This window comes from Exiguobacterium abrahamii, from assembly GCF_015645365.1.
Classification (GTDB): domain Bacteria; phylum Bacillota; class Bacilli; order Exiguobacteriales; family Exiguobacteriaceae; genus Exiguobacterium_A; species Exiguobacterium_A abrahamii.
This window is the reverse complement of sequence record NZ_JADOYC010000001.1, coordinates 1,205,896-1,231,617: the sequence shown is the minus strand read 5'-3', so window position 1 is coordinate 1,231,617 and position 25,722 is coordinate 1,205,896. Positions and strand designations below refer to the sequence as shown.

The 25,722-nt window shown below is 46.6% G+C and carries 28 protein-coding genes; 15 read left to right on the top strand and 13 right to left on the bottom strand.

Annotation, left to right across the window (positions count from 1 at the left end):
- Nucleotides 1-18: 18 nt before the first annotated feature.
- From ITJ88_RS06235 to ITJ88_RS06215, 5 genes are read right to left on the bottom strand one after another with little or no spacing between them, the layout of a single operon-like run.
- Nucleotides 19-1,332 carry a HAMP domain-containing sensor histidine kinase gene (locus ITJ88_RS06235; protein WP_195864992.1) on the bottom strand — a complete coding sequence of 438 codons (1,314 nt, stop codon included), beginning with the start codon at nucleotides 1,330-1,332 and terminating at the stop codon, nucleotides 19-21.
- Nucleotides 1,329-2,000: a response regulator transcription factor gene (locus tag ITJ88_RS06230; RefSeq protein ID WP_023468396.1), complete on the bottom strand. Its 672-nt coding sequence runs from the start codon at nucleotides 1,998-2,000 to the stop codon at nucleotides 1,329-1,331. The genes ITJ88_RS06235 and ITJ88_RS06230 overlap by 4 nt, the downstream gene beginning before the upstream one ends.
- A 16-nt stretch (nucleotides 2,001-2,016) precedes the next feature.
- Nucleotides 2,017-3,162, bottom strand: a complete 1,146-nt coding sequence (locus ITJ88_RS06225) for an ABC transporter permease (protein ID WP_023468397.1) — start codon at nucleotides 3,160-3,162, stop codon at nucleotides 2,017-2,019.
- A complete protein-coding gene (locus ITJ88_RS06220) occupies nucleotides 3,159-3,836 on the bottom strand; it encodes an ABC transporter ATP-binding protein (protein WP_058713134.1) in 678 nt (225 codons plus the stop codon). Before ITJ88_RS06220 ends, ITJ88_RS06225 begins: the two co-directional genes overlap by 4 nt.
- On the bottom strand, nucleotides 3,836-4,693 hold the full coding sequence (locus ITJ88_RS06215) for an efflux RND transporter periplasmic adaptor subunit (protein WP_195864991.1): 858 nt from the start codon (nucleotides 4,691-4,693) through the stop codon (nucleotides 3,836-3,838). The genes ITJ88_RS06220 and ITJ88_RS06215 overlap by 1 nt, the downstream gene beginning before the upstream one ends.
- A 167-nt stretch (nucleotides 4,694-4,860) precedes the next feature.
- On the opposite strand from ITJ88_RS06215, the gene ITJ88_RS06210 reads away from it, so the two are divergent.
- From ITJ88_RS06210 to ITJ88_RS06180, 7 genes are all read left to right on the top strand, one after another.
- Nucleotides 4,861-5,556, top strand: a complete 696-nt coding sequence (locus tag ITJ88_RS06210) for an ABC transporter ATP-binding protein (protein WP_195864990.1) — start codon at nucleotides 4,861-4,863, stop codon at nucleotides 5,554-5,556.
- A gap of 27 nt (nucleotides 5,557-5,583) precedes the next feature.
- On the top strand, nucleotides 5,584-6,357 hold the full coding sequence (locus ITJ88_RS06205; protein WP_195864989.1) for a hypothetical protein: 774 nt from the start codon (nucleotides 5,584-5,586) through the stop codon (nucleotides 6,355-6,357).
- Nucleotides 6,358-6,376: 19 nt separating this feature from the next.
- Nucleotides 6,377-9,019, top strand: a complete 2,643-nt coding sequence (locus ITJ88_RS06200) for an ABC transporter permease (protein WP_195864988.1) — start codon at nucleotides 6,377-6,379, stop codon at nucleotides 9,017-9,019.
- Nucleotides 9,020-9,071: 52 nt separating this feature from the next.
- Nucleotides 9,072-9,488, top strand: coding sequence for an NUDIX hydrolase (locus ITJ88_RS06195; RefSeq protein ID WP_055968256.1), 417 nt, complete (start codon nucleotides 9,072-9,074; stop codon nucleotides 9,486-9,488).
- A gap of 14 nt (nucleotides 9,489-9,502) precedes the next feature.
- Complete coding sequence (locus tag ITJ88_RS06190) at nucleotides 9,503-12,130, top strand: ABC transporter permease (RefSeq protein ID WP_195864987.1); 2,628 nt, start codon at nucleotides 9,503-9,505, stop codon at nucleotides 12,128-12,130.
- Nucleotides 12,131-12,192: 62 nt separating this feature from the next.
- Entirely contained in the window at nucleotides 12,193-14,829 is a 2,637-nt protein-coding gene (locus tag ITJ88_RS06185) for an ABC transporter permease (protein WP_195864986.1), read from the top strand.
- A gap of 17 nt (nucleotides 14,830-14,846) precedes the next feature.
- Nucleotides 14,847-15,374, top strand: coding sequence for an HAD-IIIA family hydrolase (locus tag ITJ88_RS06180; protein ID WP_195864985.1), 528 nt, complete (start codon nucleotides 14,847-14,849; stop codon nucleotides 15,372-15,374).
- A gap of 191 nt (nucleotides 15,375-15,565) precedes the next feature.
- On the opposite strand, the gene ITJ88_RS06175 is transcribed toward ITJ88_RS06180, so the two are convergent.
- The gene (locus ITJ88_RS06175; protein WP_195864984.1) at nucleotides 15,566-16,297 is read right to left on the bottom strand and encodes a hypothetical protein; all 732 of its coding nucleotides are present in this window, start codon (nucleotides 16,295-16,297) and stop codon (nucleotides 15,566-15,568) included.
- A gap of 492 nt (nucleotides 16,298-16,789) precedes the next feature.
- Complete coding sequence (locus ITJ88_RS16385) at nucleotides 16,790-16,912, bottom strand: hypothetical protein (RefSeq protein WP_255359375.1); 123 nt, start codon at nucleotides 16,910-16,912, stop codon at nucleotides 16,790-16,792.
- Between the two features lie 157 nt (nucleotides 16,913-17,069).
- On the opposite strand from ITJ88_RS16385, the gene ITJ88_RS06170 reads away from it, so the two are divergent.
- Genes ITJ88_RS06170 through ITJ88_RS06160 form a run of 3 tightly spaced genes read left to right on the top strand, consistent with a single transcriptional unit; the run spans nucleotide 17,070 to nucleotide 18,860 of the window.
- The gene (locus ITJ88_RS06170; RefSeq protein WP_195864983.1) at nucleotides 17,070-17,273 is read left to right on the top strand and encodes a hypothetical protein; all 204 of its coding nucleotides are present in this window, start codon (nucleotides 17,070-17,072) and stop codon (nucleotides 17,271-17,273) included.
- Nucleotides 17,248-17,601, top strand: coding sequence for a hypothetical protein (locus ITJ88_RS06165; protein WP_195864982.1), 354 nt, complete (start codon nucleotides 17,248-17,250; stop codon nucleotides 17,599-17,601). The genes ITJ88_RS06170 and ITJ88_RS06165 overlap by 26 nt, the downstream gene beginning before the upstream one ends.
- A gap of 5 nt (nucleotides 17,602-17,606) precedes the next feature.
- A complete protein-coding gene (locus ITJ88_RS06160; RefSeq protein WP_195864981.1) occupies nucleotides 17,607-18,860 on the top strand; it encodes a hypothetical protein in 1,254 nt (417 codons plus the stop codon).
- Nucleotide 18,861: 1 nt separating this feature from the next.
- Here ITJ88_RS06160 and ITJ88_RS06155 read toward each other — a convergent pair whose 3' ends face one another.
- Complete coding sequence (locus ITJ88_RS06155) at nucleotides 18,862-19,392, bottom strand: nucleotidyltransferase family protein (RefSeq protein WP_195864980.1); 531 nt, start codon at nucleotides 19,390-19,392, stop codon at nucleotides 18,862-18,864.
- A complete protein-coding gene (locus tag ITJ88_RS06150) occupies nucleotides 19,389-19,976 on the bottom strand; it encodes a TetR/AcrR family transcriptional regulator (protein WP_195864979.1) in 588 nt (195 codons plus the stop codon). The genes ITJ88_RS06155 and ITJ88_RS06150 overlap by 4 nt, the downstream gene beginning before the upstream one ends.
- A gap of 153 nt (nucleotides 19,977-20,129) precedes the next feature.
- Here ITJ88_RS06150 and ITJ88_RS06145 point away from each other — a divergent pair, with 153 nt between their 5' ends.
- Together ITJ88_RS06145 and ITJ88_RS06140 are read left to right on the top strand one after the other, a co-directional pair.
- Nucleotides 20,130-20,846: an ABC transporter ATP-binding protein gene (locus ITJ88_RS06145; protein ID WP_195864978.1), complete on the top strand. Its 717-nt coding sequence runs from the start codon at nucleotides 20,130-20,132 to the stop codon at nucleotides 20,844-20,846.
- Complete coding sequence (locus ITJ88_RS06140) at nucleotides 20,846-21,874, top strand: ABC transporter permease (RefSeq protein WP_195864977.1); 1,029 nt, start codon at nucleotides 20,846-20,848, stop codon at nucleotides 21,872-21,874. Before ITJ88_RS06145 ends, ITJ88_RS06140 begins: the two co-directional genes overlap by 1 nt.
- Here ITJ88_RS06140 and ITJ88_RS06135 read toward each other — a convergent pair whose 3' ends face one another.
- Nucleotides 21,875-22,492, bottom strand: a complete 618-nt coding sequence (locus tag ITJ88_RS06135) for a hypothetical protein (RefSeq protein WP_195864976.1) — start codon at nucleotides 22,490-22,492, stop codon at nucleotides 21,875-21,877. It abuts the gene before it with no gap.
- Nucleotides 22,493-22,661: 169 nt separating this feature from the next.
- On the opposite strand from ITJ88_RS06135, the gene ITJ88_RS06130 reads away from it, so the two are divergent.
- The 3 genes from ITJ88_RS06130 to ITJ88_RS06120 all read left to right on the top strand — a co-directional run bounded on the left by ITJ88_RS06130 (nucleotide 22,662) and on the right by ITJ88_RS06120 (nucleotide 23,474).
- Nucleotides 22,662-23,006 (top strand): DUF2200 domain-containing protein, encoded by a 345-nt coding sequence (locus ITJ88_RS06130; protein ID WP_195864975.1) that lies wholly within the window; start codon nucleotides 22,662-22,664, stop codon nucleotides 23,004-23,006.
- Between the two features lie 12 nt (nucleotides 23,007-23,018).
- Nucleotides 23,019-23,189 (top strand): hypothetical protein, encoded by a 171-nt coding sequence (locus ITJ88_RS06125; RefSeq protein ID WP_195864974.1) that lies wholly within the window; start codon nucleotides 23,019-23,021, stop codon nucleotides 23,187-23,189.
- Nucleotides 23,190-23,264: 75 nt separating this feature from the next.
- Nucleotides 23,265-23,474: a hypothetical protein gene (locus ITJ88_RS06120; protein WP_195864973.1), complete on the top strand. Its 210-nt coding sequence runs from the start codon at nucleotides 23,265-23,267 to the stop codon at nucleotides 23,472-23,474.
- A gap of 59 nt (nucleotides 23,475-23,533) precedes the next feature.
- Here the strand turns inward: ITJ88_RS06120 and ITJ88_RS06115 are convergent, their stop codons facing one another.
- From ITJ88_RS06115 to ITJ88_RS06105, 3 genes are read right to left on the bottom strand one after another with little or no spacing between them, the layout of a single operon-like run.
- Entirely contained in the window at nucleotides 23,534-24,076 is a 543-nt protein-coding gene (locus ITJ88_RS06115) for an NADPH-dependent FMN reductase (RefSeq protein WP_029341801.1), read from the bottom strand.
- Between the two features lie 54 nt (nucleotides 24,077-24,130).
- Nucleotides 24,131-25,114 (bottom strand): ring-cleaving dioxygenase, encoded by a 984-nt coding sequence (locus ITJ88_RS06110; protein WP_195864972.1) that lies wholly within the window; start codon nucleotides 25,112-25,114, stop codon nucleotides 24,131-24,133.
- Between the two features lie 59 nt (nucleotides 25,115-25,173).
- Nucleotides 25,174-25,608 (bottom strand): MarR family winged helix-turn-helix transcriptional regulator, encoded by a 435-nt coding sequence (locus ITJ88_RS06105; RefSeq protein WP_195864971.1) that lies wholly within the window; start codon nucleotides 25,606-25,608, stop codon nucleotides 25,174-25,176.
- Between the last annotated feature and the right edge of the window lie 114 nt (nucleotides 25,609-25,722).

Below are 25,722 nucleotides of genomic sequence, written 5' to 3'. Positions count from 1 at the left end.
GCTCCTTTTTGTCTATCATCATTCATGCGTCTCGTTCGCCATTAACGTAACGGTCACGATTGCGCCTTGCTCCGACTGATTCCTAATCGTTAACTCACCATCATGTAAATCAATGATTCGTTTAACGATCGATAATCCAAGACCATGTCCTTCATTCGCTCGTGACTGTTCGCCTTGATAAAAGCGATCGAACACGTACGGTAAGTCCTGTTCTGCGATTCCTGGTCCTTCATCGCGGATCGTGACACGCATGTTCTTTCCTTCACTTAAGGTCACTTCTAAGACTCCCGACTCTGGCGAAAACCGAATCGCGTTCTCAAGCAGATTGAGCCAGACGTGCTGCATCAGTTCCTCTTCCCACTCAACGGACACTTCTGGTAAATCAAGCTTCAGTCGAAGTGATTTCTCCGTCCACTGTCGTTCCAGTAGTAAAAGACATGTCCGAAGTTGTTCATCAAGGCGATACCGTTTCCGCTCGATGATCGTCTGATGATCAAGCCGCGATAAGCGGACGAGATTCGACGTCAAGCGTGATAGACGGGTGCTCTCTTGCTCCATGATCGTCAAGTACTGCTGCCGTTTATCCGAGTTTTCTTCTGTCAGTAACAACCTAGAAAATCCTTGAATCGAAGCAATCGGTGTCTTCAGCTCATGCGAGATCGAGGCGACGAGATCTTTTGCGAGATGGTCGTTTCGGCGTAGTGCTTCGGTCATGTGGTTGAAGTTTTCAACGAGGAGTGCGACCTCATCATTTCCACCTTCCTTGATCGAGACATCATAGTTCCCGTTCGTCACTTCAATCGCCGCTTCACTGATGCTACGAATCCGTCGTGTCACAAGCGTGACGGCAAGCCAGGTCAGGATGAAGGCGACGCCGATCGTGATGACGATACCGATTCCAGCTGACGTTCGTAATCCGTCAAGGATGCGTTGTCCGGCAATCGGTGTCGAGACGAGATATCCTGTCTCCGTTTGGCGAATGTATTGCGACGGTTCGAGCCACGCCCCATCGATCGTAATTTCTCCTTTTTGCTGTAACTGGTCACGTTCTGACGACGATAATGATTGTACTTGATTGAGCGACGTGTATTGTGTTGTTTGAATCAAAAACTGATCCAGATACTGACTTGCCTCAGCGAACGACAGGTTTTGGTCTTGCATCAATCGTTCAATCTGATCCGTTCGTTGTTGCAATTGATTATTTAGGTCTTGATCGACTTCTTGGAACTGGAACCAGACCGTCATGATGAACGGCAACAGCAGTGGTAGTAACAATAAACCGAAGAGGATGACGAAAAAACGACCAGAGATTGAGCGGACGAAGCGTTTCACTGGATCACTCCCTTATAACCGAGTCCCCAGACCGTCTCGATCGTAAAATCATCATAGGCGCTGAACTTGTCACGCAACCGCTTGATGTGGACATCGACCGTCCGACTGTCGCTCTCGACATCATATCCCCAAATTTCGTCCATCAACTGCTGACGCGTAAAAATCTGCTTCGGATGTGCGAGCAAGCGATAGAGCAGTTGAAACTCCTTTTGTGGTAACGGTATCTCACCATGAGGCGTTACGACCGTCGCGTCCGTCATCCGTAGTTGAAGGGCGCCCACGATTAATTCTTGCGCTGCTACGATCTTTGACCGTCGTAACAGCGCTCGGATCCGCAGTAACAGTTCGTCCAAATCAACCGGCTTGACCATATAATCATCAGCACCGGTCGTGAACCCGGCTTCCTTATCCTGAAAGGAATCCAGCACCGTCAACATCAAGACAGGTTGTTCGTATCCTGATTCACGCAGCAGCTCAACCAGTTCGATTCCTGAAACGTGCGGCATCATCACATCCGTTACGACGAGATCGACGTGTTGTTGATCCAGTTGATCGAGTGCGTCTTTCCCGTCTCTCGATTCAATCACCGTAAAGCCGGCGGACCGGAGTGTCTCGCCTAATAGTAGACGGACATTCCGGTCATCTTCGGCAATCAAAATCGTTACCATCGTCCTCCTCCTTCACTTAAACATTTCGTAAGGCTTCGATCGGATTCAAACGAGATGCCTTTCGCGCTGGCATATAACCGAACAAGACACCGACACCGATCGAGAATCCGGCGGCAAGCAGAATCGTGCTCACGGAGAGTGTGAACGGTGTACTGATCATCAGACTGACGCCAAATGCGAGCATCGCTCCGACAAGAATGCCGATCACTCCACCCATCAAGGACAGTAGAATCGATTCTAAGAGGAACTGAAGGCGGATCGTACGTGGTTTCGCACCGAGTGCTTTTCGTAAGCCAATCTCCGTTGTTCGTTCCGTGACCGAGACGAGCATCATGTTCATGATGCCGATCCCACCGACGATCAAGGAAATCGACGCAATACCCGTCAACAAGAGCGAGAGCATCGTATTGATTTGGTCAATCGAATCGAGGGCTTCATCCAAGCTGACGACGTCATACGTATCGTCGCGTCCGTTATAGAACTGGTACAGCTTTGCCGTGACATCCCGTTTGACGGTCGCGACGTCAGCTGCGTCCGTCTTGAAGATATCGACTTGCTTAACGGCTGTCACCCCAAGCGTCCGCAGGGCCGTCGTATAAGGAATGACGATTTGATCGCCATCCGCGTCACTGACACCAACGATCCGGTAATTGAGTCCATCGAGCTTGATCGTCTTACCAATCGCGACCTGACCCGGATAGAGTGTTCGGGCGACGGATGGACTGACGACGGCGACATGCGTCTGTTGTTTCACATCACTGATGACGATGCCACGTCCTTGCGGGACATCTTCAGATTCCCGGTAATAGATGTGATTTCGTCCTTCGATCGTCACCTGGTCGAGTGAGTGATTTTCGACACGGATGTCCCTTACCGTCGAGACGGTCGGTGAGACACCGCGTGTTCCTTTAATCGTGTTTAATTCTTCCAGTTGTGCAGGTGATAATCCTTCTTTCAACGGCGTCTCTGTCGTTTGGACCGTTAATTTATTGGCACCGAACGAGGCGACCTCTTCATTGATTGAGGCCGTTGCGCCGTTGACGATCGAAATCAAGGCGATGATCGATGCGACACCGATGATGACACCAAGCGTCGTCAAGAACGACCGCATCTTATGATGCCAGATATTCGACCATGCCATCCGTAACGTTTCGCGAATCATGTCGTCACCTCCGTCACCTGACCATCTTCGATCCGGATGATCCGACGGGCTTGCTTAGCAATATTGACATCGTGTGTGATCATGATGATCGTCTTCCCTTCCTCTGAGAGGCTCTCGAACAACTCCATGATTTGTTTCCCTGTCTTTTGATCGAGCGCTCCGGTCGGCTCATCGGCGAGTAAGATCGTCGGTCGCGTCACGAGCGCCCGGGCAATTGCAACTCGTTGTTGTTGACCACCGGACAGTTGACTCGGTAAGGCATCGGCTTTATCTGTCAATCCGACACGTTCCAAGAGTTCAAGCGATCGTGCGCGGCGCTCTTTGCGCGAGACGCCGGCATAGATGAGCGGTAATTCGACGTTTTGTAAGACGCTCATGCGCGGTAGCAACTGGAACTGTTGAAAGATGAAGCCAATCTCTTCGTTGCGAATCGTCGCTAGCTGATCCTCGGATAGATCGTGGACGAGCTGCTCCTGCAAGCGATAGACGCCGCTTGAAGCGACATCGAGGCAACCGATGATGTTCATCAGCGTTGATTTTCCTGAACCCGAAGGTCCGAGGATCGTCACATATTCACCAGCCTCGATCGTCAGCGATACTCGATCGAGGACGATGTGACGATTGGTTCCTTCGCCGTAAGTTTTTTGGATTTCTTGCAAGTCAACGACTGGCATCAGGACGCACCTCCTGGTGGAGTCGGAAGAAGACCGGAACCACCGTCTTCACTCGGCAGGAAGACTTCGTCTCCGGCGGACAATCCGTCCTTGATTTCAATATCCTGTCCGTCCGTCACCCCCGTCTCGATGTATTGACGAGTCGTTTCCCCGTCTTTTTTCACATATACATACGGACGATCCGACTTCGAATACGAAATGACATCGAGCGATAAGACAGGTACATCTTGTGCGAGTTGATATGGTAAACGTCCCTCGACCGTCATGCCGGATAACCAGTTTGACGCGCTCGGTACCGATACCTTTGCATTGAAATACGTACTTCCATTTTCCGTCACAGCTTCCGGACTAATCGATTCGACCTTCCCTTTGATGGTTTTATCAGATGCATCCGTCTGTAATTCAATCGTATCTTCAACTTCAATCCGTTCGATATCTTGTTCATCAATTTTCAGACGAGCAATCAACTCTTTGTTGTCTGCAACAACGAAGAGGACAGTATTCGGGGCATAAACTTCGCCTTCCGTGACGTCAAGACGAACGAGTTGTCCGGAGCGAGGTGCCTTGAAATCTTCTCCTCCTTCGACGCTGACGATCGTTTGACCCGACTTAACGGTATCTCCTTCTTCAAATCGAACGTCGGTGACACGGACATCACGATCACTGATGACCGTCTGTCGATCTTTCGCTTCAAGCGTGCCCGAGAAGTAGAAGAATGTTTTTAGTGTCTTTGACTCGACGACCTCCTTCGTTCCTTGTGCCTCTCCTCGTCCTAAAAAGAGCGTGGAACCGATTAACAGGAGTACCAGGATAACCCCTCCACTGATCCATAACCATTTCTTGCGTGTTCGTTTCATGTTAAATGCCTCCCTTGATTGGTATTAATCCGATCATAGGGAGAAGTTATGAACCAACTATGAACAAATGTAAAAAAGTGGTTTGGTCAAAAATAAAAACGCAATAGACAAAATTTTCTAAAAATAATACACTGAACATAACCAAATTATGTAAAAGGAGTGGTCATATGGATATTACCTTTCAAGATATTTCGCATACATTCGAACGAAGCGGTGTCCGGACCGATGTCTTGCATCAACTAAATGGTCAGTTTTCGCAAAGTGAGGTGACGGCACTCGTCGGTCCATCCGGTTCTGGAAAATCAACGTTCCTGAGTCTCCTTGGTTCACTCGATCGCCCGACGTCCGGGCAGATACTCTATGACGGGCAGGACATCACGTCTTGGAAGAACAAACGGTTATCGCAATTCCGCTCGCACGAGATCGGCTTCATCTTCCAGCAGTTTCACTTATTACCGGCACTGACGGTGTCCGAGAACTTAAAGGTCGCCTTGTTAAAGCAAAAGACCTCTTTCAATCAAGATGAGCGGATTCTCGAGTTGCTCGAACGGGTTGGACTCGACGATAAACGGAAGGCTTTACCTGCTCAATTATCCGGTGGACAACAACAACGGGTCGCGATCGCCCGTGCCCTGCTTCACCATCCGCAATGGATTCTCGCGGACGAGCCGACCGGTAATCTCGATTCCGTGACCGGTGACGCAATCTTCGAGTTGTTACTAGAGCTGCATCGTGAAGCCAAATGTGGCGTTTTATTTGTCACACACGACCTAGAACTCGCCGAACGTGCTGACCGGATTCTCTTCATGCAGGATGGACGAATCGTCGAAGACCGCCGGAAGCGCACGGTGCAAAGTGTCTAAGTACTGTATATAGGGAGGTGTCTCGCGTTGCACACGTTTCGTGCCAAATTAATCACGAGCTTCATCGGCTCGATTGTCGTTTTTCTGTTGCTATCGGTATCGACACAATCCGCGTATGAAGCGTTTCGGAATGCGGACTTCTCGGAACAGGAGACGACGATCGTGCGGGGATGTGGAAAGGATACATTATCAAATCTGCTATTTTCAAAATATAATTGCCAAGACGATGGCATAATTGACGAAGATTCTGAAGGTGAAATATTAGGTGGAAGTACTGGGAAAACGGAAAAAATAGATGGAACCGCACGTGGAAAAGCCAATGCTACCAAGTCGCCAGGCTTTTTGGAATCAGCAGAAGAAAAGGCAGGCTCTAGTTTTTCGATCATCCTTCTCTTGTTGCTTCTTGTCGGAAGTTTCATCATTTATTTTGTAATCAAAAAACGAAAGCGACTCACAGGAAAACATACTTTAGACATTACGGAGACTATGGAAGATCAATCAAATCTTTCTTTCAAGAATAAAACTTCGTCTACAACAACTCAGTCGATGCCTACTCCTCCTATCGAATCACTGCGCCTGATGCTGTTTGATTTTAACCAACGATTACCACGTGCCCTCAAGCGGCGAAGTCATGAGTCGTTGACAGACTGGACGGAGCGCATTCATCTGGTGACGCCACTCTCTCCTTACTTCGTCACCCGCTACGCAGCGCAAGCAGAAGTAGAAGCACTCGATGCACAAGCGATTCACCATTTCGAACAAGATCTTGCGCGTTATTTAAAGACGCAAATCTCCCAATAACAAGCAAAGGAGACTACATATGCTTCGTTTCGTCATCAATCAATGGCGCCGGCAGCGCGGGAAATTCATCCTGACGCTCGTCGGTGCGCTCATCATCAGCGCTGGACTCAGTCTGATGTTCAACTTGACCGATTCGAGTCAGGGAACGGTCGAACAAACATTACAAAAGAAATGGTCGTCTGCGTACGACATCGTCGTCCGACCGAAGGGCAGTCAGCTTGCAAGTGAGTCGAATGATTTACTGGAACCGAACTATTTGAATGGAATCGATGGTGGGATTTCCTTCAAACAATACGAAACCATCAAGAAAATGAACGACATTGCCATTGCGGCACCGGTCGCCGTGATGGGCTATGCAAGTATCAATGTTAACGTTCCGAAAGTGTTGAACTTTCCAAAAGATGACGGCGTATATCGGTTAACGACGCAAGAATACGATGACTCGGGTATCAAAAGAGAGCGCCTTTATGATCAGTCTTATCATATCGCCCAAGGATTCAAAATTCCTGTTCCAGAGAAGAGAACATTCTCCACAAAATCAATTAAAGATTTTTCGAACCTTACGATGAATCACCTGACACTGCTCGTTGCAATCGATCCAGATGCAGAAGCTAAACTTGTCGGACTGGATAAGAGTATTCTCAAAGATAAAAATTCACGATATTTTAAAGAAACGGATAAATATATTAAAGGAGGAAGTGATGGCTCATTCCATTCCATTCCAGTCATCATCGATCCCGATGCCGTGAGCCGTGGTAATTTTTCATTTAAAGTCGAAAAATTAAAGGTACCCTTCTCGACTGACAAAGAACAACAATCGTTTGTCAATCGTCTTGCAAAAGAAGACCTGCACAAAACGTCGTTTAATTCATCTTTAAATGACTACCCAGCAAAAGTTCTACAGACGGAAACAGTCTCCGTCATGGACATGCAACGTATTTTTCTAAATTCATTGAATGGAAAAACGACACGATTCATGAATCGTGACGCTTCTGGCTCCAATGTGACGGGTCTATTCTTTAAAACGAGCCCACTAAAATACAAGACTACTAAAAGTCCCTTTCCTACACGCTGGTCCAATGCGTATGCCGTTGAAACAGCTCCAACAAAATTAAATAATTGGAGTTTTTCTGAAACTAATGTCCCTACATTCGGTTATCGCTCGATTCAATCAACGGGCAAAAAACTTAACTCGAAAGATCCGGGAATGCTCCCTTACGTCGTACCTTATTTTTCGATGAACATCATTGGACAATATGATGCTGACAACATTCAAGTCTCAAAAGATCCGTTAAATCAGTTACCGATGGAGACTTACAGACCATCAACGGCTGATTTAGTTCTTGACGAAAAACAACAACCGATTAATCCTGCTCGAAAAATTCAATCGTCTGGAAACCCGGTCGGACTACTTACAAACTCACCGCATATTCTAACAACACTTGATGTTGCAAAAGAGACATATGGTGAAAAATCGATTTCGTCGATTCGTCTAAAAATCAAAGGGGCTTCGACCGTCAGTGAAGAGTCAGAACAATTACTCCAAGACGTGAAGCAGCAAATCGAGCGAGAAACCGGACTCATCGCTACAATCACTAAGGGTTCTTCCCCACAACCGGTCGTCACGAAAGTCGTCGAACAGGGCAAAACACTCGGTTGGATCGAACAACCATGGGTTCATATCGGTGCTGCGATGACGATCTTCCGCGAGACGAGTGTCGGGTTCTCCGGTGTCATCTTTGCGATGCTCGCCGTCGCCATCGTCTATGTCCTCGCGACGAGTTATGTTTCGATGCTCGCGCGCCGAAAAGAATTCGCTGTTTTACTGGCACTCGGCTGGCGGACGAAGGATCTCTACAAAATCGTCTTGATCGAGGCAGCGATCCTCGCTGGATTCGTCTCTACGGTTGCCTTAATTGTCGAAGGGATCTTCTCACTTGTTCGGAACGAAGCGATGAACGGCTGGAGCCTCCTTTGGATTGCGCTATTCAGTCTCGTCATCTACCTGGCTGGCGCGACATGGTCGGCGTGGACGATTCGCCGGATCTCACCGTATGAAGCGATCAAGACCGGAGAATATGCAAAAGCAGCTCGCGTCGGACTGAAGCTTCGTTCGACGGTGACACTCGCACTAAAGGAACTGATCGGGAAATGGAAGCGCAATAGCCTGTCCGTCCTCTCGATTGCTTTACCTACAGCTCTCTTAACCTTCTTCCTGTTCGTGACATTCCATTTACAAGGTGTCCTCTATACATCGTGGCTCGGTCAATTCGTTGCCCTGCAAGTCGGTCCGATGCATTACGTGACGATGGGGGTTGCGATTACGATCGCCATTTTAACGACGGGAGAGATCATGTGGCAAAACGTCACCGATCGCCGTGCATCTCTCGCCGTCTTAAAAGCACTCGGCTGGACGAACGGTGCAATCCGTCAATTGATCGTCCTTGAAGGCTTCTTGGTCGGTCTCATTTCCGGAGTCATTGGACTGATTGTCGCCTACACGACGATTTACGTTCTATACGATCTTGTTCCATGGAATGAACCGTTGTTGATTGGCGTATCGCTCGCCTTACCGATTCTGTTCGGTGTCATCGCGGCGTTCATCCCAGCACAACTGGCCGCTCGTGTTCAACCGTATCAAGAACTGAAAGATGCATCTTAATATTTGGCGGAGGGGCAACAGACGTTGTCCCTCTCTTCACAGGAGGAAGTCTATGTTACCGACATCGATTTATTCGTTATCAGCAGGAGCGGTCGTCTTGAATGACCAAAACGAGATTCTTTTAATCCAAGGACCAGATCGTGGCTGGGAGTTTCCGGGCGGCATCGTCGAGCCTGGGGAAAGTGCAGCTGACGGTATCATTCGCGAAGTCAAAGAAGAGTCTGGAATTGAGATTGAAATCGTGAAATTTTGCGGCATCTATCAAAACCTCGAGGCGAATGTCTGTGCGACCTGTTGGCTTGCAAAAGCGATTGGTGGTCAACCGCAGACGAGCAGTGAGAGTTTAGCAGTCGGTTTTTTCCCGCTCGAGGAGGTGTTACGACGTGTAACGTGGTCGAACTTCAGCGAACGAATCTTACATATCTTAGATGAACAGTCTCATCCATTTTTCGTAGCCTTTACCCCATAAAAGGAGGAATGACGATGTTGCGTTTTGTCTTAAATCAATGGCGCCGGCAGCGCGGGAAATTCATCCTGACGCTTGTCGGAGCGCTGATCATCAGCGCCGGGCTCAGTTTGATGTTCAACTTGACGGACTCCAGTCAGGGAACGGTCGAACAGACGTTACAAAAGAAATGGTCGTCTGCGTATGATATCGTCGTGCGACCGAAAGGCAGTCAGATGTCGACAGAGTCGAGTAAGTTACTCGAACCGAATTATCTCAATGGGATTAACGGTGGGATTTCCTTTGAACAATACCAACAAATCAAACAAATGGATGCGATTGATATCGCAGCCCCGGTGGCTGTCATGGGGTACGCCAATATCGGCATCTCGATTCCAAATCAAATCCACTTTCCGAAAAAGCCTGGTATTTATCGATTGACTAATTCACATTATGGTGCTGGTGGATTTTCGAAAGAACTCATCGCACAGGATGGTGCCTACTTTTCAACTATGGAAGAGCCGCTCGTTCCTCCGAACACGCGATTGATCCATCTTCAAAATCCGCAAGATTTTTCATCCGTACAACCCTTTACCTATAGTCTCATCGTCGGAATCGATCCGGAGGCGGAAGCGCAACTCGTCGGTTTGGATAAGAGCATCCTGAATCAGAAGAAGTTTCGTTACTTCAACCAGGAGGATGTTCCCTCAGCCAGCAAGGAGAGTTCCAACCAATTTGATATTCCGGTATTGATTAACCCAAAATCCTTCAATACGGGATATAGTCAATTTAAGTTAGAACAAGTTAACGTCGATCTGAAAACGAAACAAGCACGCGACACATTCTATCAACGACTAGCTAAATCGAACGCCCCTCAACCTCTCGATCAAGAAAAACGGAAGATCATCCAAGACATTAAAGTTAATGCCTCTAAAGTCGAGAGCGCTTTTTTTGATTCCCTACTCGGTCAAAAAACTAAGGTACTTCCGCAAGCAGAAGCAAATACTGACGCTCAACTCGTCGCCCAGACAGGCTCTTTGACTTATCAAACAGTGAAAAGTCCGTTCCCTACACGGTGGGAGAATGCTTATGAAGTGCATACAGCACCTACTGCATTCAAAAACACGATATTATCGTCCTCTTATCTTCCGAAACATGGCTTCCGGACGGTAGATTCTTATGAAATAAAAATGAAAAAATCGGATGGATCTGCTTTTAAGTCAATGAATCCTTATCTGACGTTCAATGTCGTCGGTTTGTATGATCCGAACAAGATCAATGTCTCCAAAGATCCATTGAATGAATTACCGATGGAGACCTATCGACCATCCGCTGCGAGTATCGTACTTGACTCAAAAAACGAACCGGTCAATCCTGCCCAATCGATCAACACGACCGGGAATCCCGTTGGTTTGTTGACGAACTCTCCAAACGTGCTCACAACAATCGATAGTGTTCAAAAGGTGATTGGCGATCAATCGATTTCATCGATCCGGTTAAAAGTAAAAGGAGCTTCTACTGTCGGTGAACAGTCAGATAAAACCTTACAACGTATCAAGTCGGAAATCGAACAAGAGACTGGTCTTATCGCTACGATCACCAAAGGTTCCTCTCCTCAACCCGTCGTCACGAAGGTCGTCGATGACGATAAGACGCTCGGTTGGATCGAACAACCGTGGATCCATATCGGTGCCGCGATAACGATCTTCCGCGAGACGAGTGTCGGTTTCTCAGGCGTCATCTTCGCGATGCTTGCCGTCGCCATCGTCTATGTCCTCGCGACGAGTTATGTTTCGATGCTCGCGCGCCGAAAAGAATTCGCTGTTTTACTCGCACTCGGCTGGCGGACGAAGGATCTCTATAAAATCGTCTTGATCGAGGCGGCGATCCTCGCCGGATTTGTTTCTACAATCGCCTTGATCGTCGAAGGAATCTTCTCAATCGTTCGGAGCGAAGCGATGAACGGCTGGAGTCTCCTCTGGATCGCGCTATTCAGTCTCGTCATTTACCTGGCTGGCGCGACCTGGTCAGCATGGACGATTCGCCGCATCTCACCGTACGAAGCAATCAAGACCGGTGAATACGTGAAAGCCGCTCGCGTCGGACTGAAACTACGTTCGACGGTGACACTCGCACTAAAGGAACTGATCGGGAAATGGAAGCGCAATAGCCTATCCGTCCTCTCAATCGCTCTCCCAACGGCACTGCTGACGTTCTTCTTATTCGTGACGTTCCATTTACAAGGTGTTCTCTATACATCGTGGCTCGGTCAATTCGTTGCCCTGCAAGTCGGTCCGATGCATTACGTGACGATGGGTGTTGCGATCACGATCGCTATTTTGACGACGGGAGAGATCATGTGGCAAAACGTCACCGATCGCCGCGCTTCACTTGCCGTCTTAAAAGCACTCGGCTGGACGAACGGAGCGATTCGTCAGTTGATCGTCCTTGAAGGTTTCTTAATCGGACTCTTTTCCGGTATCATCGGACTGTTAATCGCTTACACGACAATTTATACACTATACGATCTTGTTCCGTGGAATGAGCCGTTGTTGATTGGTGTATCGCTCGCCTTACCAATTCTGTTCGGTATTATCGCGGCGATCATTCCAGCACAACTGGCAGCAAGTGTTCAACCGTATCAAGAACTCAAAGATGCAGCTTAATATTTTATTTTGTAGCGAGGGGCAACAGACGTTGTCCCTCTCTCTTCACGGGAGGAAGGATTATGTTTCGTTTTGTCTTAAACCAGTGGCGCCGGCAACGTGGAAAATTCATTTTGACGCTCGTCGGTGCGCTCATCATCAGCGCTGGACTCAGTCTGATGTTCAACTTGACCGATTCAAGTCAGGGTACGGTCGAACAGACGTTACAAAAAAAATGGTCGTCCGCGTATGATATCGTCGTTCGACCGAAAGGCAGTCAGATGACGACGGAGTCGAGTAAGTTACTCGAACCGAATTATCTTAATGGGATTAACGGTGGGATTTCGTTTAAACAATATCAACAAATCAAACAAATGAATGAGGTTGATATCGCAGCCCCGGTCGCTGTCATGGGGTATGTCATGTCTAATGTTTCCTTTGAAAAAGCGATTAAAATTCCTTCCACACCAGGAATCTATCGTTTTACAGAAACCACTTATATTCAAAACGGCTTCAAGAAAGAGCGACAATCAAAAACTGTGCTTCATCTTGCTCAAGGAACAAAAGTTCAAGTTCCTGAGAACGCTTCATTCATTTCTGAACAAATTGATGGTTTTTCAACGGCTGTCGCTAGAAATCCAGTCTTGATCGTCGGTATTGATCCAAAAGAAGAAGCACGGTTGGTCGGTCTGGACAAGAGTGTGCGTACGACGAACAAATCCCGATACTTCAATTCGTCCGATCATCACGAATCAGATGCTGCTAATAATCAAAATATCATCCCGGTCTTAGTGAATCCGAACTCTTTTAATAAGGGAAGTTACGACTATGATATCGAACGTCTCGATGCTCCTTATCAAACCGAACAAGACCAGCAAAAACTAATTGATAAGGTCATCAAAACACAACCAAAACGGTCTATTATCAATTCTCCTCTTGCCTCTTATCCCGCTAAGAGTATTCAACACCTTTCCATCCCAACCGCTAAAGTAGAAGAAACCTATCTGCGAACGATGGTTGAAAAAACGAACAGCTTACAAACGGATTCTGAATATGCAGAAGGAGGACAATTGGTGTATCAATCTGGCCCTCTTCAATTCCAATCAACGCTTAGTCCATTTACAAGCCGATGGAGCAACGCTTTCGAAGTATCCGCGACGTCGACACGAATTTCAGGAATCGGTATTGAGAAGGAACTTATTTCAGATAAAGGATTTCGCTCCCTCACATCGATGGGACAAAAGGTTAAAAAACCAGAACCAGGCTCATCTAATGTCCGCTTTCCATTTTTACAATTTAAAGTCGTTGGTCTGTACGATCCGAAAAACATCAAGGTCTCAAAAGACCCGCTGAACGAGTTACCAATGGAAACCTATCGTCCCTCGTCTGCCGATCTTGTTTTAGATGCGAAGGGGGAACCTGTCAACCCAGCGAAATCGATTGATACGTCTGGTAATCCCGTCGGACTGTTGACGAGTTCTCCAAACATCCTGACGACGATTGACAGCGCGCGAGCAGTCAATGGTGAACAAGCCATTTCTTCGGTTCGCCTTAAAATCAAAGGCGCTTCGACCGTCAGTGAAGCATCGGAGCAACTACTCCAAGACGTGAAAAAGCAAATCGAACAGAAAACTGGATTAATGGTCACAATTACTAAGGGTTCCTCTCCTCAACCCGTCGTCACGAAGGTTGTCGATGACGGTAAGACGCTTGGCTGGATCGAACAACCGTGGATCCACATCGGTGCTGCGATGACAATCTTCCGCGAGACGAGTGTTGGGTTCTCAGGCGTCATCTTCGCAATGCTCGCGGTCGCGATCGTCTATGTCCTTGCGACGAGCTATGTCTCGATGTTAGCCCGCCGGAAAGAATTCGCTGTTTTACTCGCACTCGGATGGCGGACGAAGGATCTCTACAAAATCGTTTTGATCGAGGCGGCGATTCTCGCTGGATTCGTCTCGACGGTCGCCTTAATCGTCGAAGGCATCTTCTCATATGTCCGTAATGAAGCGATGAACGGCTGGAGCCTCCTCTGGATTGCGCTGTTCAGTCTCGTCATCTACCTCGCTGGTGCCGCTTGGTCGGCCTGGACGATTCGCCGGATCTCACCTTACGAAGCGATCAAGACCGGTGAATACGCGAAAGCCGCTCGCATCGGACTGAAGCTTCGTTCGACGATGACACTTGCGCTAAAAGAACTGATCGGAAAATGGAAACGTAATAGTTTATCCGTTCTCTCAATCGCTCTTCCAACGGCTTTGCTGACGTTCTTCTTATTCGTGACGTTCCATTTACAAGGAGTGCTTTATACATCGTGGCTCGGACAATTCGTCGCTCTGCAAGTCGGTCCGATGCATTACGTGACGATGGGTGTTGCAATCACGATTGCCGTTTTGACGACGGGAGAGATCATGTGGCAAAACGTCACCGATCGCCGTGCCTCACTTGCCGTCTTAAAAGCACTCGGCTGGACGAACGGCGCGATCCGTCAATTGATCGTCCTTGAAGGCTTCCTTGTCGGTCTGATTTCCGGAATCATTGGACTGATCGTTGCCTATTCGACGATTTATGTTTTGTACGATCTCGTACCGTGGAATGAACCGTTATTGATTGGCGTATCGCTCGCCTTACCGATTTTGTTCGGTGTCATCGCCGCCTTCATCCCAGCTCAACTGGCCGCACGTGTGCAACCGTATCAAGAACTAAAAGATGCTTCGTAATCAAAGGAGTTGTACACATGAATTCTATTCAGGCAATATTTCTTGACCGAGACGGAACGATTGGCGGCGATGCTACCGTCCACTACCCTGGAACGTTTGCGCTATTTCCATACGTTTCTTCGCTAATCGAACGCTTACGTAATCAAGGGATTTTACTGATTGCGTTTACGAATCAACCTGGTATCTCAAAAGGATTGGCGCGTGAAGAGGATTTTCGGACAGAATTACAGAGCTTTGGCTTTGATGATACGCTGATTTGTCCGCATGCCGCGGAAGATTGTTGCACCTGTCGCAAACCATCACCTGAATTATTAAGGCAAGCACAAGCAAAACACGATCTCCGACTCGATCAATGTGTCGTCATCGGGGACCGCTGGAGTGATATGGTGGCAGCTGCGCACGCCGGGTGTATCAAAATCTTAGTTCGAACCGGTGCCGGAGAGAGCTCCATTCGTGATTACGCTGACCGGGTGGAACAAGCAAACGTCGACTATATTGCCGACGACTTGACGGACGCGATCGCTTGGCTCGATACGCAAAACTGAACAAACAAAAAGGCGCGCTTCCACAATGGAAGTCGCGCCTTTGTTATTTCTTCGAATGTTTCGATTGCGAAGATGAGAGGATATTGTGCGCTAACACAAATATGAGTGCAAATCATGTCGTAAGTATTGTACCACCGCATCCTTTAGATGATACTTTAATGATCTCACTCCTAAAATGTAACAATTACTAGTCATATTTTGTGACTCATAAAGTATGTGATATCGTTTAAAAATTGATTTTTCTCTTGTAAATTCAACGTGTAACTATTTTTCTCATCATAACGAGCTACATAATACATATTTGGATTAGCTCCAAGTTCAATTCGTTTACACCATTCATGAAACGTTTCTGAACTCAGTCTTTTCAAATTCAGCGGGAGTGTTTGATTTAAACGTTTGACAGCTTCTCGTATGGCATTATTTAGTAAAGTCTCTTCACCTTCATAAAAGTTAGTCACATTATGATTTATCATCGTCGTTTCTTCTGATCTAGATTGACTTAGATAAGGGTTTTTATTAAATAGGACGTTACGCTTTTTCCATGATCGAAGTCCGTATAAAAAAATAATAATGAGAGCTATTATAAAGAAATAATATTTCATGTTTTTAATATTCTCGACGACGTCATTTATGATTTTTTCTAACTTTGATTTTTTTAATTTCGCCGCTTTCACATCTTCCTTAAATAAGTATACTTTCGGATCTACAGAATTCATTTTTTCACTTTTCCCCTTTGTATCCTTAGGCGCGTATCGTGGTTTTAGTAGACTAGGAAGTATCTCGCTTGCAAGTCTAAAGTATTGTCCTGAAGAAGCATCAAGAGATTTTTTTTGATAATAATTGTATGCATATGAAGTTGATTCTTTAATAATACATATCAAAACAATAACCAATAGTATGTGTAAGACTATCTTTTTCAGCATGACTTAATCGATCTCCTTTCAATTAATAAGAAAATACGATTATTACTTTCTTAATATTCTGAATTCATATCATGTAAAAGATTGAAGTAAATTTCTAAGGATAGTATTCTCTCTTGCATGTCGAGAGTAGATAGAAGAACGTTCGCAAACTGGTAGATGACGATCAACTCGAATGTATTTTGATGTTATTGTAACTTCAAATTAATACGTAGTTTTTGCTCCATCTAAAATCTAGACGTAACTCTAAAAAAACTCTCTTCAAAAAGTAGATAGTATTGATTGTTTCAACTGTCTATTTTTGAGAGAGCATATCACAATGGGAGTTACGCCTTTGTTATTGCTTCGAACGTTTCGGTTGAGAAGATGCGTAGACACTGACCGCTAACACAAATAAGATTGCAAACCATGTCCAAAATGACATGTCATCGCCTCCTTTAAATAATGCGTAGGTACTTTAACTATCTTCTTGTTCTTACCAATAAATCCCTGCAATCATTTATTAGCGATTTTTCGTAATAGATAAAGCGCGTAGATGATCGATGGAACAGCCATCGCCATGAGGATGATATGGACACTTCCGAATAACACGTTCATAGCTAGATTAAAATCTGACACTTTTTTTCCTCCTATATTTCAATGGTTCTCTTATATTTATTCTACTATAATAATGCATTCACTATATTTTGAACCCTTACAATTATGTAATAATTTTCAATTCCCCTTCATTATGAAGAGATTCACGTTACACTGAACGTACGAAACAGAGGTGAATATGTTGCAATTAACATTTGAGTACATGCCTTATTATTACGATGATGATCTTCAATTGATTCCAAATGATTTTTCAGACCCTGATAATTTGCGCTTCGTCATCGAACAAGACTACACGTCAGCTTTTAGCATCTTTACGAATCCAGACGATGAATCTTCATCATTTGAAAGTTCATTTCTTGAGCAGTGGTTTCATCGTCGCTGAACTGAAGCATGTTACCGATTTTCAACACCTGTATTCTTACTTACATTCCCACGCGAGTTGGAATGATCTTGTCATCTGGTCGACCAAACCAAATGTCTTCCGGATTGAATACCGAACGCACTACTACTCCGAACGACCAGAAAAAACGGTCATCGTCTCCATGCAGGAAAACATGTCTGTCTTTGCGTTCAGCTACGATGCAGATGTCGTGAATGTTGTTTCAAATCAACCGTTTTTCGAGACATCCGATTGCCTATTCCAAACCTTACCACACCTCGTCATTCCGACTTTAGATGACGATACGGAAGACGTACAAGAAAAGGAGTGAACGAGTTGCATCCATTAACGAAAGATTTAATCTCCCATATCCAAGACAAATATCAACTGAACGATTATGTCTTACATGAAACCTTCTATCGCCGTGAAAAAATTCATGGTGAAACGCAATATTCGCTTGAGACGTGTTGGTTCCCCATCAATCACGGCCCTTGGTCTGAAGATGAGAGTTATCCAGACGGTACGATAGAGATCCAAGTCGATACGGCTACAAAACGAACGACTGCGATCCACAAAAATGGCGCTGTCACGATTCATTCTCTTCCAGAGGATTTACGTGATCCAGACATACGGATTGCTTGGCTTGAGCAAGAATTAGGAATGACGTTCGAGAAGCAGTTCATGTTCCTTACGCATCAAGATTCCCTGTATCAGTATGTCAGCTGTCATCACGGAATTCGCCTCTCCCCTGGTCTGTTCATATCGCTTGAACTAACGAATGAAGGAGCGCTCGATTCTTTCAGTGTCTATGGAACCCCCGCGCTGAGTAACAAGTATTCGACTGAATCGTTCACATTATCCCTTGAACAAATGGCTCCCATCATCTCGCAACAGTTCCGGAGTTTTTCAGTTCCTAACGAACACCAACGCAAACTAGCATATGCGATTGAAGAAATCTTTGTTTCTGAGAACGGTTTGCAAACGTATCCTTTGGATGATCCAGACACTTCAGCTGTCACAGTAAACGAAGTCGTGACATGGGACAAACCGTCCACGTTCTCCTATACGCGCAAATTGATTAAGCGGCGAGACACCGTCACGGCACTCGATGCCGAAGCTCAAACGCCACATCCGGATTACCGACCGTTGACTGAAGAGATGTTGGAAACCTGTCAGTCGATTGCTGTAGATCTCATCGCTGCGGAATATCCTGAGGAGTCCGGAGCGTGGACGATTCAAGAAATCCATCGGGATTTTCCATTCATTAACGTAGTAGTACGCCGGACTCGTGACGACATAAATCTCGCTTACAAACGTCGTTTGACGATTCTTCTGATGGAAGATACTTTTGAAGTCAGCCTAATCGTTGATAACAAAGCATTTATTGACCTCTATCATGATTCGACACAAGGATTGCCTGATAGCGTTTCGGAAGAAGTCATACGTCACGCACTCATGCCTTACCTGACATTGAAACCGTATTATGTCTTCGACCGGGTGCTTGACCACTACGTTCTTTGTGGTTTGCTTGACTCGAACCACGCTTACTTATCAGCAACGAACGAAGTCGTCTTATTACGCGACTTATAGGTCAATTCAGCCATTGATCTATCCGATTTCTTACGACTTGCGGAAGAACGAGGATTCTCAGCTGTTCGAGACGCTTACAGTCCACTTCCTGTTTTGTAAATACGTCTTCAATCATCGTGACCTTTTGTTCCCGCCCTGGAATCAGTTGATAGATGACGTACCAATCGACGAGTGCCATGAACGGACGTCCAGCTGAATCGATTGATTGTTCATCAAACGGATAGACGAACACGCCCTCGTCATGACGAACCTGAAGTCCGCTCATTAGATCGAGATCGATTCCTTCGATGATGAATTCCTGAAACACTTCCGTCGCGTAAAGTGACGTCTCGTCTTGTTCAAGGACAGTTCCCATCTCAGATAACAATAGGACTGCTCGTTCAGCGTCCGCTGACGCGACGACGAGATCAATGTCGCGAGCAGTGACAGGCAGTCCATGATGGTGTAACAATAATGAACCACCGATCCCAAACTGAATCTGTTCATGCTGCAAACACGCGACGACTTTTTCTAAGACTTGCTCAATACTCATCGTCGGAACCCCGCTGCTCGAAACGGACCTTCCATCGAAATCGTAAAGATGATCCGGGCAATTTCTTCCGGTGATGTCTCGTTTGGATGGCGCAACCAGGATTCGATGACACCGAGATGAGCGGCTGAGAGATAGGCGATGAGATAATTTTCTGGAACGAGCCGTTCTCCTTGTTCCGGTAGTCCCGAGAACAGGATCTGTTGCATGTAATCACGGACCCGGTTCCGAAACATCCCGTCACTCGTCGGACTGAGTAGGATCCGCATCAGCGTCCGGTGTTCATAAAGAAACGTTAGAAACGGAATGATGCGTCGGTACGGTGAGTCCTCCTTTTGGTTGATCAGGACAAAGGGGATCTCACGTTCAAACGTCGCTTCAATCTTTTCAAAAATCTCATTCGTCATCCGCTCGAGTAGTTCGTATTTATCCGCGTAATGATGGTAGAACGTCCCGCGGTTGACTTCCGCCCGATCCGTCAACAACTTGATTGTCACAGCATCAAAACCAACTTCGTCGATCAGCTGAAGGAACGTCTCGCGTATCCTCCGGTCAGTCCGGATAACGCGTAAATCCTGTTTTTTCATTGAAATCGCCTCTTTCTTCAACAGTTTGTCGGAATGTGTCGCTTAAGCGACAGATGGACGTCAACTGGTCATTGCTCCCAATTTCTATCCCTTTTATAATGAAATTAATCAACACGTTGTTCAATAATTATTTTATAAAAGGAGGGAAATAGGATGGATTTACGACTACACGGTGTATCGAAATCGTTTCATCAGCAGACCGTCCTCCAACAAATTGATCTTTTAATTCCGTCCGGCGAGATTTGTGGCTTGCTCGGTCCGTCAGGTTCTGGTAAGACGACACTGATTCGTTTGATGATTGGTGCGATTCAGGCAGACACGGGGACAATTCAGATTGGTGACACTTCGATGCCAAGCTTCAAGATGTTATCGCAGATCGGTTTCATGCCACAAAACGATGCTTTATATGAGGATTTATCGGGGCTTGCGAACCTACAATTTTTCGGTTCCTTATACAACATGTCCCATCAGGATTTAGCAAAACGCATCGAGGAGGTCTTGACACTCGTCGATTTAACGAATGATCAAAAAAAGCTCGTTCGCCATTATTCCGGGGGGATGAAGAAACGATTGTCCCTCGCCATCTCAATCTTACATCGTCCGACCGTCTTATTCCTGGATGAGCCGACCGTCGGGATTGATCCCGTGTTACGCCGCCAGATTTGGAATCAATTCCAAGCGATTCGTGCGCAAGGTACGACGATCGTCGTCTCGACCCACGTCATGGATGAAATCAATGAATGTGACCGGGCAGCATTGATCTATAACGGTCGGATTATCGCCTACGATCCGCTCGACCGTTTGCTCGCACAGACTGAAAACGGTCAGGTCGAGGAACTATTCCTGCTCGCTGGAAAGGACGTGACGTGATGTGGCAACTCGCACGACGGGTCATCCGTCAAACGTTGAACGATAAACGAAGCGTCGGACTGATTTTGCTTGCTCCGTTATTAATCTTCACCTTGATCTATTTCCTACTTGGAAACGATGACTACACGCCTGTCGTCGCCATTGACCAGGATGTACCGGCTCCGGTCTCACAAGCGATCGAAAAGCAGGACCTGTCGCTTAAAACGTATAACGGCAGCGATGCGGACGCCTATCTCAAGGACTATGAAACGGTCGACGTTGTCTTAGAGATGAGCGACAATCAGCTGTCCTTAAGTCTCCGAGAACCATCGACGAAAAGTTCCAAAGCACTACGCGAGATTCAAGCTGGACTTGCGTCACTGCAACCGACGATGCAACTCGAGACGAACTATCTGTACGGAGATGTTGATCAATCAACCTTTGATGCGCTTGGCTTCGTCTTTTTATCGCTGTTCTCATTCTTCTTCGTCTTTATCTTATCAGCAATGGCACTCGTCAAAGAACGCAGTGGCGGCACGCTCGAGCGGTTGATGATGACACCGATTCGCCAAACCGACGTCATCTTCGGCTATACGCTCGGTTATAGCGTCTTCGCCTCCATCCAGGCGATTCTTGTCGTCCTGTACGCGACGACCGTTCTTGACTTACCGTCTGAAGGTTCGATCATCTGGGTCTTCCTGACGATGCTTGGACTTGCCGTCGTCGCGGTCTTGTTCGGGGCAACGATTTCGATTTTTGCGCAGTCTGAGCTCCAGGTCGTCCAGTTGATTCCCTTTACGATCATTCCGCAGATCTTTTTCTCGGGTTTGATTCCGCTCGATCTGATTCCGTACGGACTTGGTAACATCGGATATATCACCCCGATTTTCTACGGAGCGAGTGCGATCAAAGAGGTTCTCGTCTACGGCAACGGGTGGTCAAGCATCTGGCCGTACTGGCTCGGACTATTCCTTTATGGAGCAGCCTTGTTCTTGTTGAACATGCTTGCTCTTAATAAGTATCGCGGACACCAAAAAAGACACGGCTGATTACACAAGCCGTGTCTGATTTTGCTCAAGCTGTTCAAGAAAAACAGTCCTTCGAGAGGGATCGAGTGTCTGCTCTGCCACGTCGGCATACCGAACGAGTTGATAGATCTCATGCGGGACCGTGACCTCTAAGCGTGTAAACCACTCCGTCAGCGTCTCATATGTCCGCCGTTGTTGCACTGGAGCAAGTGATTGATTGAACGCGCGCACCGCTTCACGAATTTTTGAATCAAGCATACTGTCTTCTGACGAGGACTCGGCTTCAGGCGTTGGCGGAAGCGATGCAGGAGATCGTTTTGTTGGATAACGAGATCGGAATGACCACTTCATGCGGTTGAATCGTTGTCGACGATACAGATAGAAGATGATCACTAAAGCGACAATCCAAGGAGTCACACGTGCGATTTGATTGATCGCATCTGTCAAGAAACCTTTCCCAAGCTCAATCGGTTTTTTCTTTTTAGGTTCCTTCCGATATCCTTCGTGCCCGCTTTTGGAAGAATTCGGTTGATTGATGATGTGCTCTTCTTTCACATAGATGACTTTTTTAGTCGGTAAGATCTTGCCCGGAATATGTACCCAGTTTCCTGTCGATTGATCAATCGGTGGATCGATCAAAGCTTGATACTATAGTTTTACACCCATGACGCCTAAAAATAGGACTAGGCACGTCAAAAAAGTCATTCCAATGATTCGATATCTCATTTCATCCTGCACCTCCAAACCGAATTGAAATCCGTGACACAAGACCTTTTCCCATATGTTACCATGAAAGGAGGCGATTCAGATGAGTTACGAAAAAGTATTTCAAATGCCAATGCAGCAGCTGTATCAGGTGTACCGTCAAAAAGTCGAGCGCAAGCAACGGACACAAGAGGAGCTCGATGACGTGCTGTTCTGGTTGACCGGACACACGCAATCCACTCTTGAACAAGCCATACAAACCCAAAACGTCGCAGCCTTTTTCGAGAACGCACCCGCCCTGAACGAACGTCGCTTTTTAGTTACTGGTGTCATCTGCGGGATTCGTGTGGAAAACCTAACGGATCCGCACATTCGTAACATTCGCATTCTCGATAAACTCGTCGATGAACTGGCAAAAGGAAAAGCATTAACTAAAATCTTACGATAAGGAGGAATGCTGATGTCTACTTTACTCAGTACACTCGCGATCCTCGTCATGGTGACCAGTGTGACCTATTTCATCGTCTATCAAGTTAAACGAAACAAAGAAACCCATCGTTCACCCGTCTATCGATTTATCTATAGTGGTCTGTTAGTCGGCTTGATGGTCAGTTATTTTTTGTTGACGTGAGTCGTGATTTTCAGTTTTTGAAATAAACAATAAAATCATTAATACAGTATTTGAAATAATGGAGAAGGTATACGCTTGCAACTTCGAAAATGGATACTTCCGCTTTTGCTACTCATCTGTCTCGCCTCACCGGATGCTGCGACGTCGTATGTTAAATGGACGGTCGCTCCAACGGGGCACTATCTAGAACGTCTTCAAGCGGCTGACATTCCTTATAAAGTCCGCCAACACACGCTTTACATTCAAGAAAAGGATCTGCGCCGCGTCACGTCGTGTTGTACATGACAACGATAGAAAACCCCCTCATTTCGCTCAAATGAGGGGGTTTTCTGATCAATCACGAATTAGCGAATCGTTTTTAACGCCGTTGCCCACGGAATGACTTGATCGAGCATTTGGTTGACCGATGTTTCTTGAACGGCTGCCGCCTTTAAGACCGATCCGTTCTCGAAATCCGTGAACAAGGATAACGCCGGATGCACACGGACATCGGCAATCAATAATTCACCGAGGATGCCGCGCAAGTGTTCTGCTGCCCGCGCCCCACCGACAGAACCATAAGAGACGATCCCTGCCGCTTTATTGTTCCATTCGACTCGTAGATAATCGAGCGCGTTCTTGAGTGACGCTGCAATCGAGTGGTTGTATTCCTGGACGATGAAGACGAATCCGTCTTGCGCCGCGACATCCTTCGACCAATCAGCAGCACCTGACGCATCCCCGTCCTTTTCACCTAGGAGCGGTAATTTGTAGTCGGCGATATCAAGAATCGTATAGTTCGCATCCCCTCGTTGATCGGCGAGTTGTTTGACCCAGTTCCCGACTTGTGGGCTGAGACGTCCTTCACGTGTGGATCCTAAGACGATACCAATGTTTAATTTCTCCATTTTCATTTCCTCCTCTTGTTTAGATGCGGTTAGTTACATTATCGTAATGTTCTCTTAAAGGTATTCTTTTTCGATCTTGCGCGTACTTCGGACCGTATCGATCGGACGGACCATTTGTTCGATTTGTGCTCGTTGTGGCTCGAGGAATGGTGGTAATGACAATTTCTCTCCGACCGTTTCGTATGGCTCGTCCCCCATGAAACCAGGACCATCCGTTGCCCATTCGAACAAGACACCACGCGCGACACGGGCATAAAGGGACTCGAAGAAGAAGCGATCGACGTAACCGGACGTGTTGAAGCGTAGCTGTTGCATCCGCTCGATCCATTCCTGTAAGGCAGCCGTATCTTCAACGCGGAAGGCGACGTGGTGCACCGTTCCGAATCCTTGACGTCCGCTTGGTAGAACGATGTTATGTTCAACGATGACTTGGGCACCGTTTCCGCCTTCACCCATCTCGAACAAGTGTAGGGAACCCGCTTGATCGACTTCGCGCATCAACATCGCTTGTTCGAGTACCGCTTTTAAATTGTCGAATTCCGCGATCCGGATGTGAATTGGACCGAGTCCCGTGATCGCGAACTCGAGGGGTACCGGACCGTTTTGCCACGGTGTGCCGGAAGCGACACCTTGATTATGCTCGTCAGAGATCAACATGTATTGTTGCTCATCGAAATCGACGAACGAGAGCGTCTGCTTGCCGAATTGTTCTTTGATACCACGGTGCTTGACGTCGTATTTGTCAAAGCGTTTAATCCAGTATTCGAGTGCGGCATCCGTCGGAACACGGAACGCTGTCTTAAAGATTTCATTCGTTCCGTGTGACCCTTTTTGAATACCAGGGAAATCAAAGAACGTCATATCCGTGCCGGCAGATCCTTTATCATCGGCGAAGAATAAATGGTACGTTTGAATGTCATCTTGATTGACGGTCTTCTTGACCAATCGCATTCCTAAGACGTTCGTAAAGAAGTCATAGTTTTTCTCGGCACTGCTCGTAATCGCTGTCACGTGGTGGATTCCTTTTAGTTCATTCATGAAAAATCGCTCCTTTAATAGTTATTATCTCGAATTCGAGATATCAGTCTAAAAATTTTTTATTGTTTTTTTGCTTGATAGCCGATCGTTTTAGCTGTCTCGATGAATGCTTCGAGGTCTGACGGGGCTATTCCTTGAAATACTTGATTGATCGCTTGCTCGTGCTTCGGAAAAATCGTTTCCATCAATTGTTGCCCTTCAGGTGTCAGTTCCGCAAATGTCACACGCCGATCCTCTGGACACGCTTTGCGGACAACGTAATTCTTCTTTTCGAGCTTATCGATGACATAGGTGATGCTACTGCTCGTAATCAAAACTTTTTTCCCGATCAATTGAATCGGTTGCCTGCCTCTGTGAAACAGCAACTCAAGAACCGAAAAATCCGTTGGGTTCAACCCCCATTGCGCAACATCCTTCTTGATGACTTCATGTAACGCATCGACTGCGCGCACCATGACCGTTAATGCTTTCAAGTTCGGATTCGGTCGTGTCATTTCGTTCACCTCTTTTGTATCTTCAATTCATATATCTTTAATTCGAGATAAATATACCATCCCGATTTTTGTTCGTCAACTATTTTGATGATTATTTATATGACCATGATGCCT

What these genes read in the sequence shown, in the direction of transcription:
- ITJ88_RS06230 (WP_023468396.1), bottom strand. Translation starts at nt 2,000, where the DNA reads ATGGTAACGATTTTGATTGCCGAAGATGACCGGAATGTCCGTCTACTA.
- ITJ88_RS06225 (WP_023468397.1), bottom strand. Translation starts at nt 3,162, where the DNA reads ATGATTCGCGAAACGTTACGGATGGCATGGTCGAATATCTGGCATCAT.
- ITJ88_RS06220 (WP_058713134.1), bottom strand. Translation starts at nt 3,836, where the DNA reads ATGCCAGTCGTTGACTTGCAAGAAATCCAAAAAACTTACGGCGAAGGA.
- ITJ88_RS06215 (WP_195864991.1), bottom strand. Translation starts at nt 4,693, where the DNA reads ATGAAACGAACACGCAAGAAATGGTTATGGATCAGTGGAGGGGTTATC.
- ITJ88_RS06210 (WP_195864990.1), top strand. Translation starts at nt 4,861, where the DNA reads ATGGATATTACCTTTCAAGATATTTCGCATACATTCGAACGAAGCGGT.
- ITJ88_RS06200 (WP_195864988.1), top strand. Translation starts at nt 6,377, where the DNA reads ATGCTTCGTTTCGTCATCAATCAATGGCGCCGGCAGCGCGGGAAATTC.
- ITJ88_RS06195 (WP_055968256.1), top strand. Translation starts at nt 9,072, where the DNA reads ATGTTACCGACATCGATTTATTCGTTATCAGCAGGAGCGGTCGTCTTG.
- ITJ88_RS06190 (WP_195864987.1), top strand. Translation starts at nt 9,503, where the DNA reads ATGTTGCGTTTTGTCTTAAATCAATGGCGCCGGCAGCGCGGGAAATTC.
- ITJ88_RS06185 (WP_195864986.1), top strand. Translation starts at nt 12,193, where the DNA reads ATGTTTCGTTTTGTCTTAAACCAGTGGCGCCGGCAACGTGGAAAATTC.
- ITJ88_RS06180 (WP_195864985.1), top strand. Translation starts at nt 14,847, where the DNA reads ATGAATTCTATTCAGGCAATATTTCTTGACCGAGACGGAACGATTGGC.
- ITJ88_RS06175 (WP_195864984.1), bottom strand. Translation starts at nt 16,297, where the DNA reads ATGCTGAAAAAGATAGTCTTACACATACTATTGGTTATTGTTTTGATA.
- ITJ88_RS06170 (WP_195864983.1), top strand. Translation starts at nt 17,070, where the DNA reads ATGTTGCAATTAACATTTGAGTACATGCCTTATTATTACGATGATGAT.
- ITJ88_RS06155 (WP_195864980.1), bottom strand. Translation starts at nt 19,392, where the DNA reads ATGAGTATTGAGCAAGTCTTAGAAAAAGTCGTCGCGTGTTTGCAGCAT.
- ITJ88_RS06150 (WP_195864979.1), bottom strand. Translation starts at nt 19,976, where the DNA reads ATGAAAAAACAGGATTTACGCGTTATCCGGACTGACCGGAGGATACGC.
- ITJ88_RS06145 (WP_195864978.1), top strand. Translation starts at nt 20,130, where the DNA reads ATGGATTTACGACTACACGGTGTATCGAAATCGTTTCATCAGCAGACC.
- ITJ88_RS06140 (WP_195864977.1), top strand. Translation starts at nt 20,846, where the DNA reads ATGTGGCAACTCGCACGACGGGTCATCCGTCAAACGTTGAACGATAAA.
- ITJ88_RS06130 (WP_195864975.1), top strand. Translation starts at nt 22,662, where the DNA reads ATGAGTTACGAAAAAGTATTTCAAATGCCAATGCAGCAGCTGTATCAG.
- ITJ88_RS06125 (WP_195864974.1), top strand. Translation starts at nt 23,019, where the DNA reads ATGTCTACTTTACTCAGTACACTCGCGATCCTCGTCATGGTGACCAGT.
- ITJ88_RS06115 (WP_029341801.1), bottom strand. Translation starts at nt 24,076, where the DNA reads ATGGAGAAATTAAACATTGGTATCGTCTTAGGATCCACACGTGAAGGA.
- ITJ88_RS06110 (WP_195864972.1), bottom strand. Translation starts at nt 25,114, where the DNA reads ATGAATGAACTAAAAGGAATCCACCACGTGACAGCGATTACGAGCAGT.
- ITJ88_RS06105 (WP_195864971.1), bottom strand. Translation starts at nt 25,608, where the DNA reads ATGACACGACCGAATCCGAACTTGAAAGCATTAACGGTCATGGTGCGC.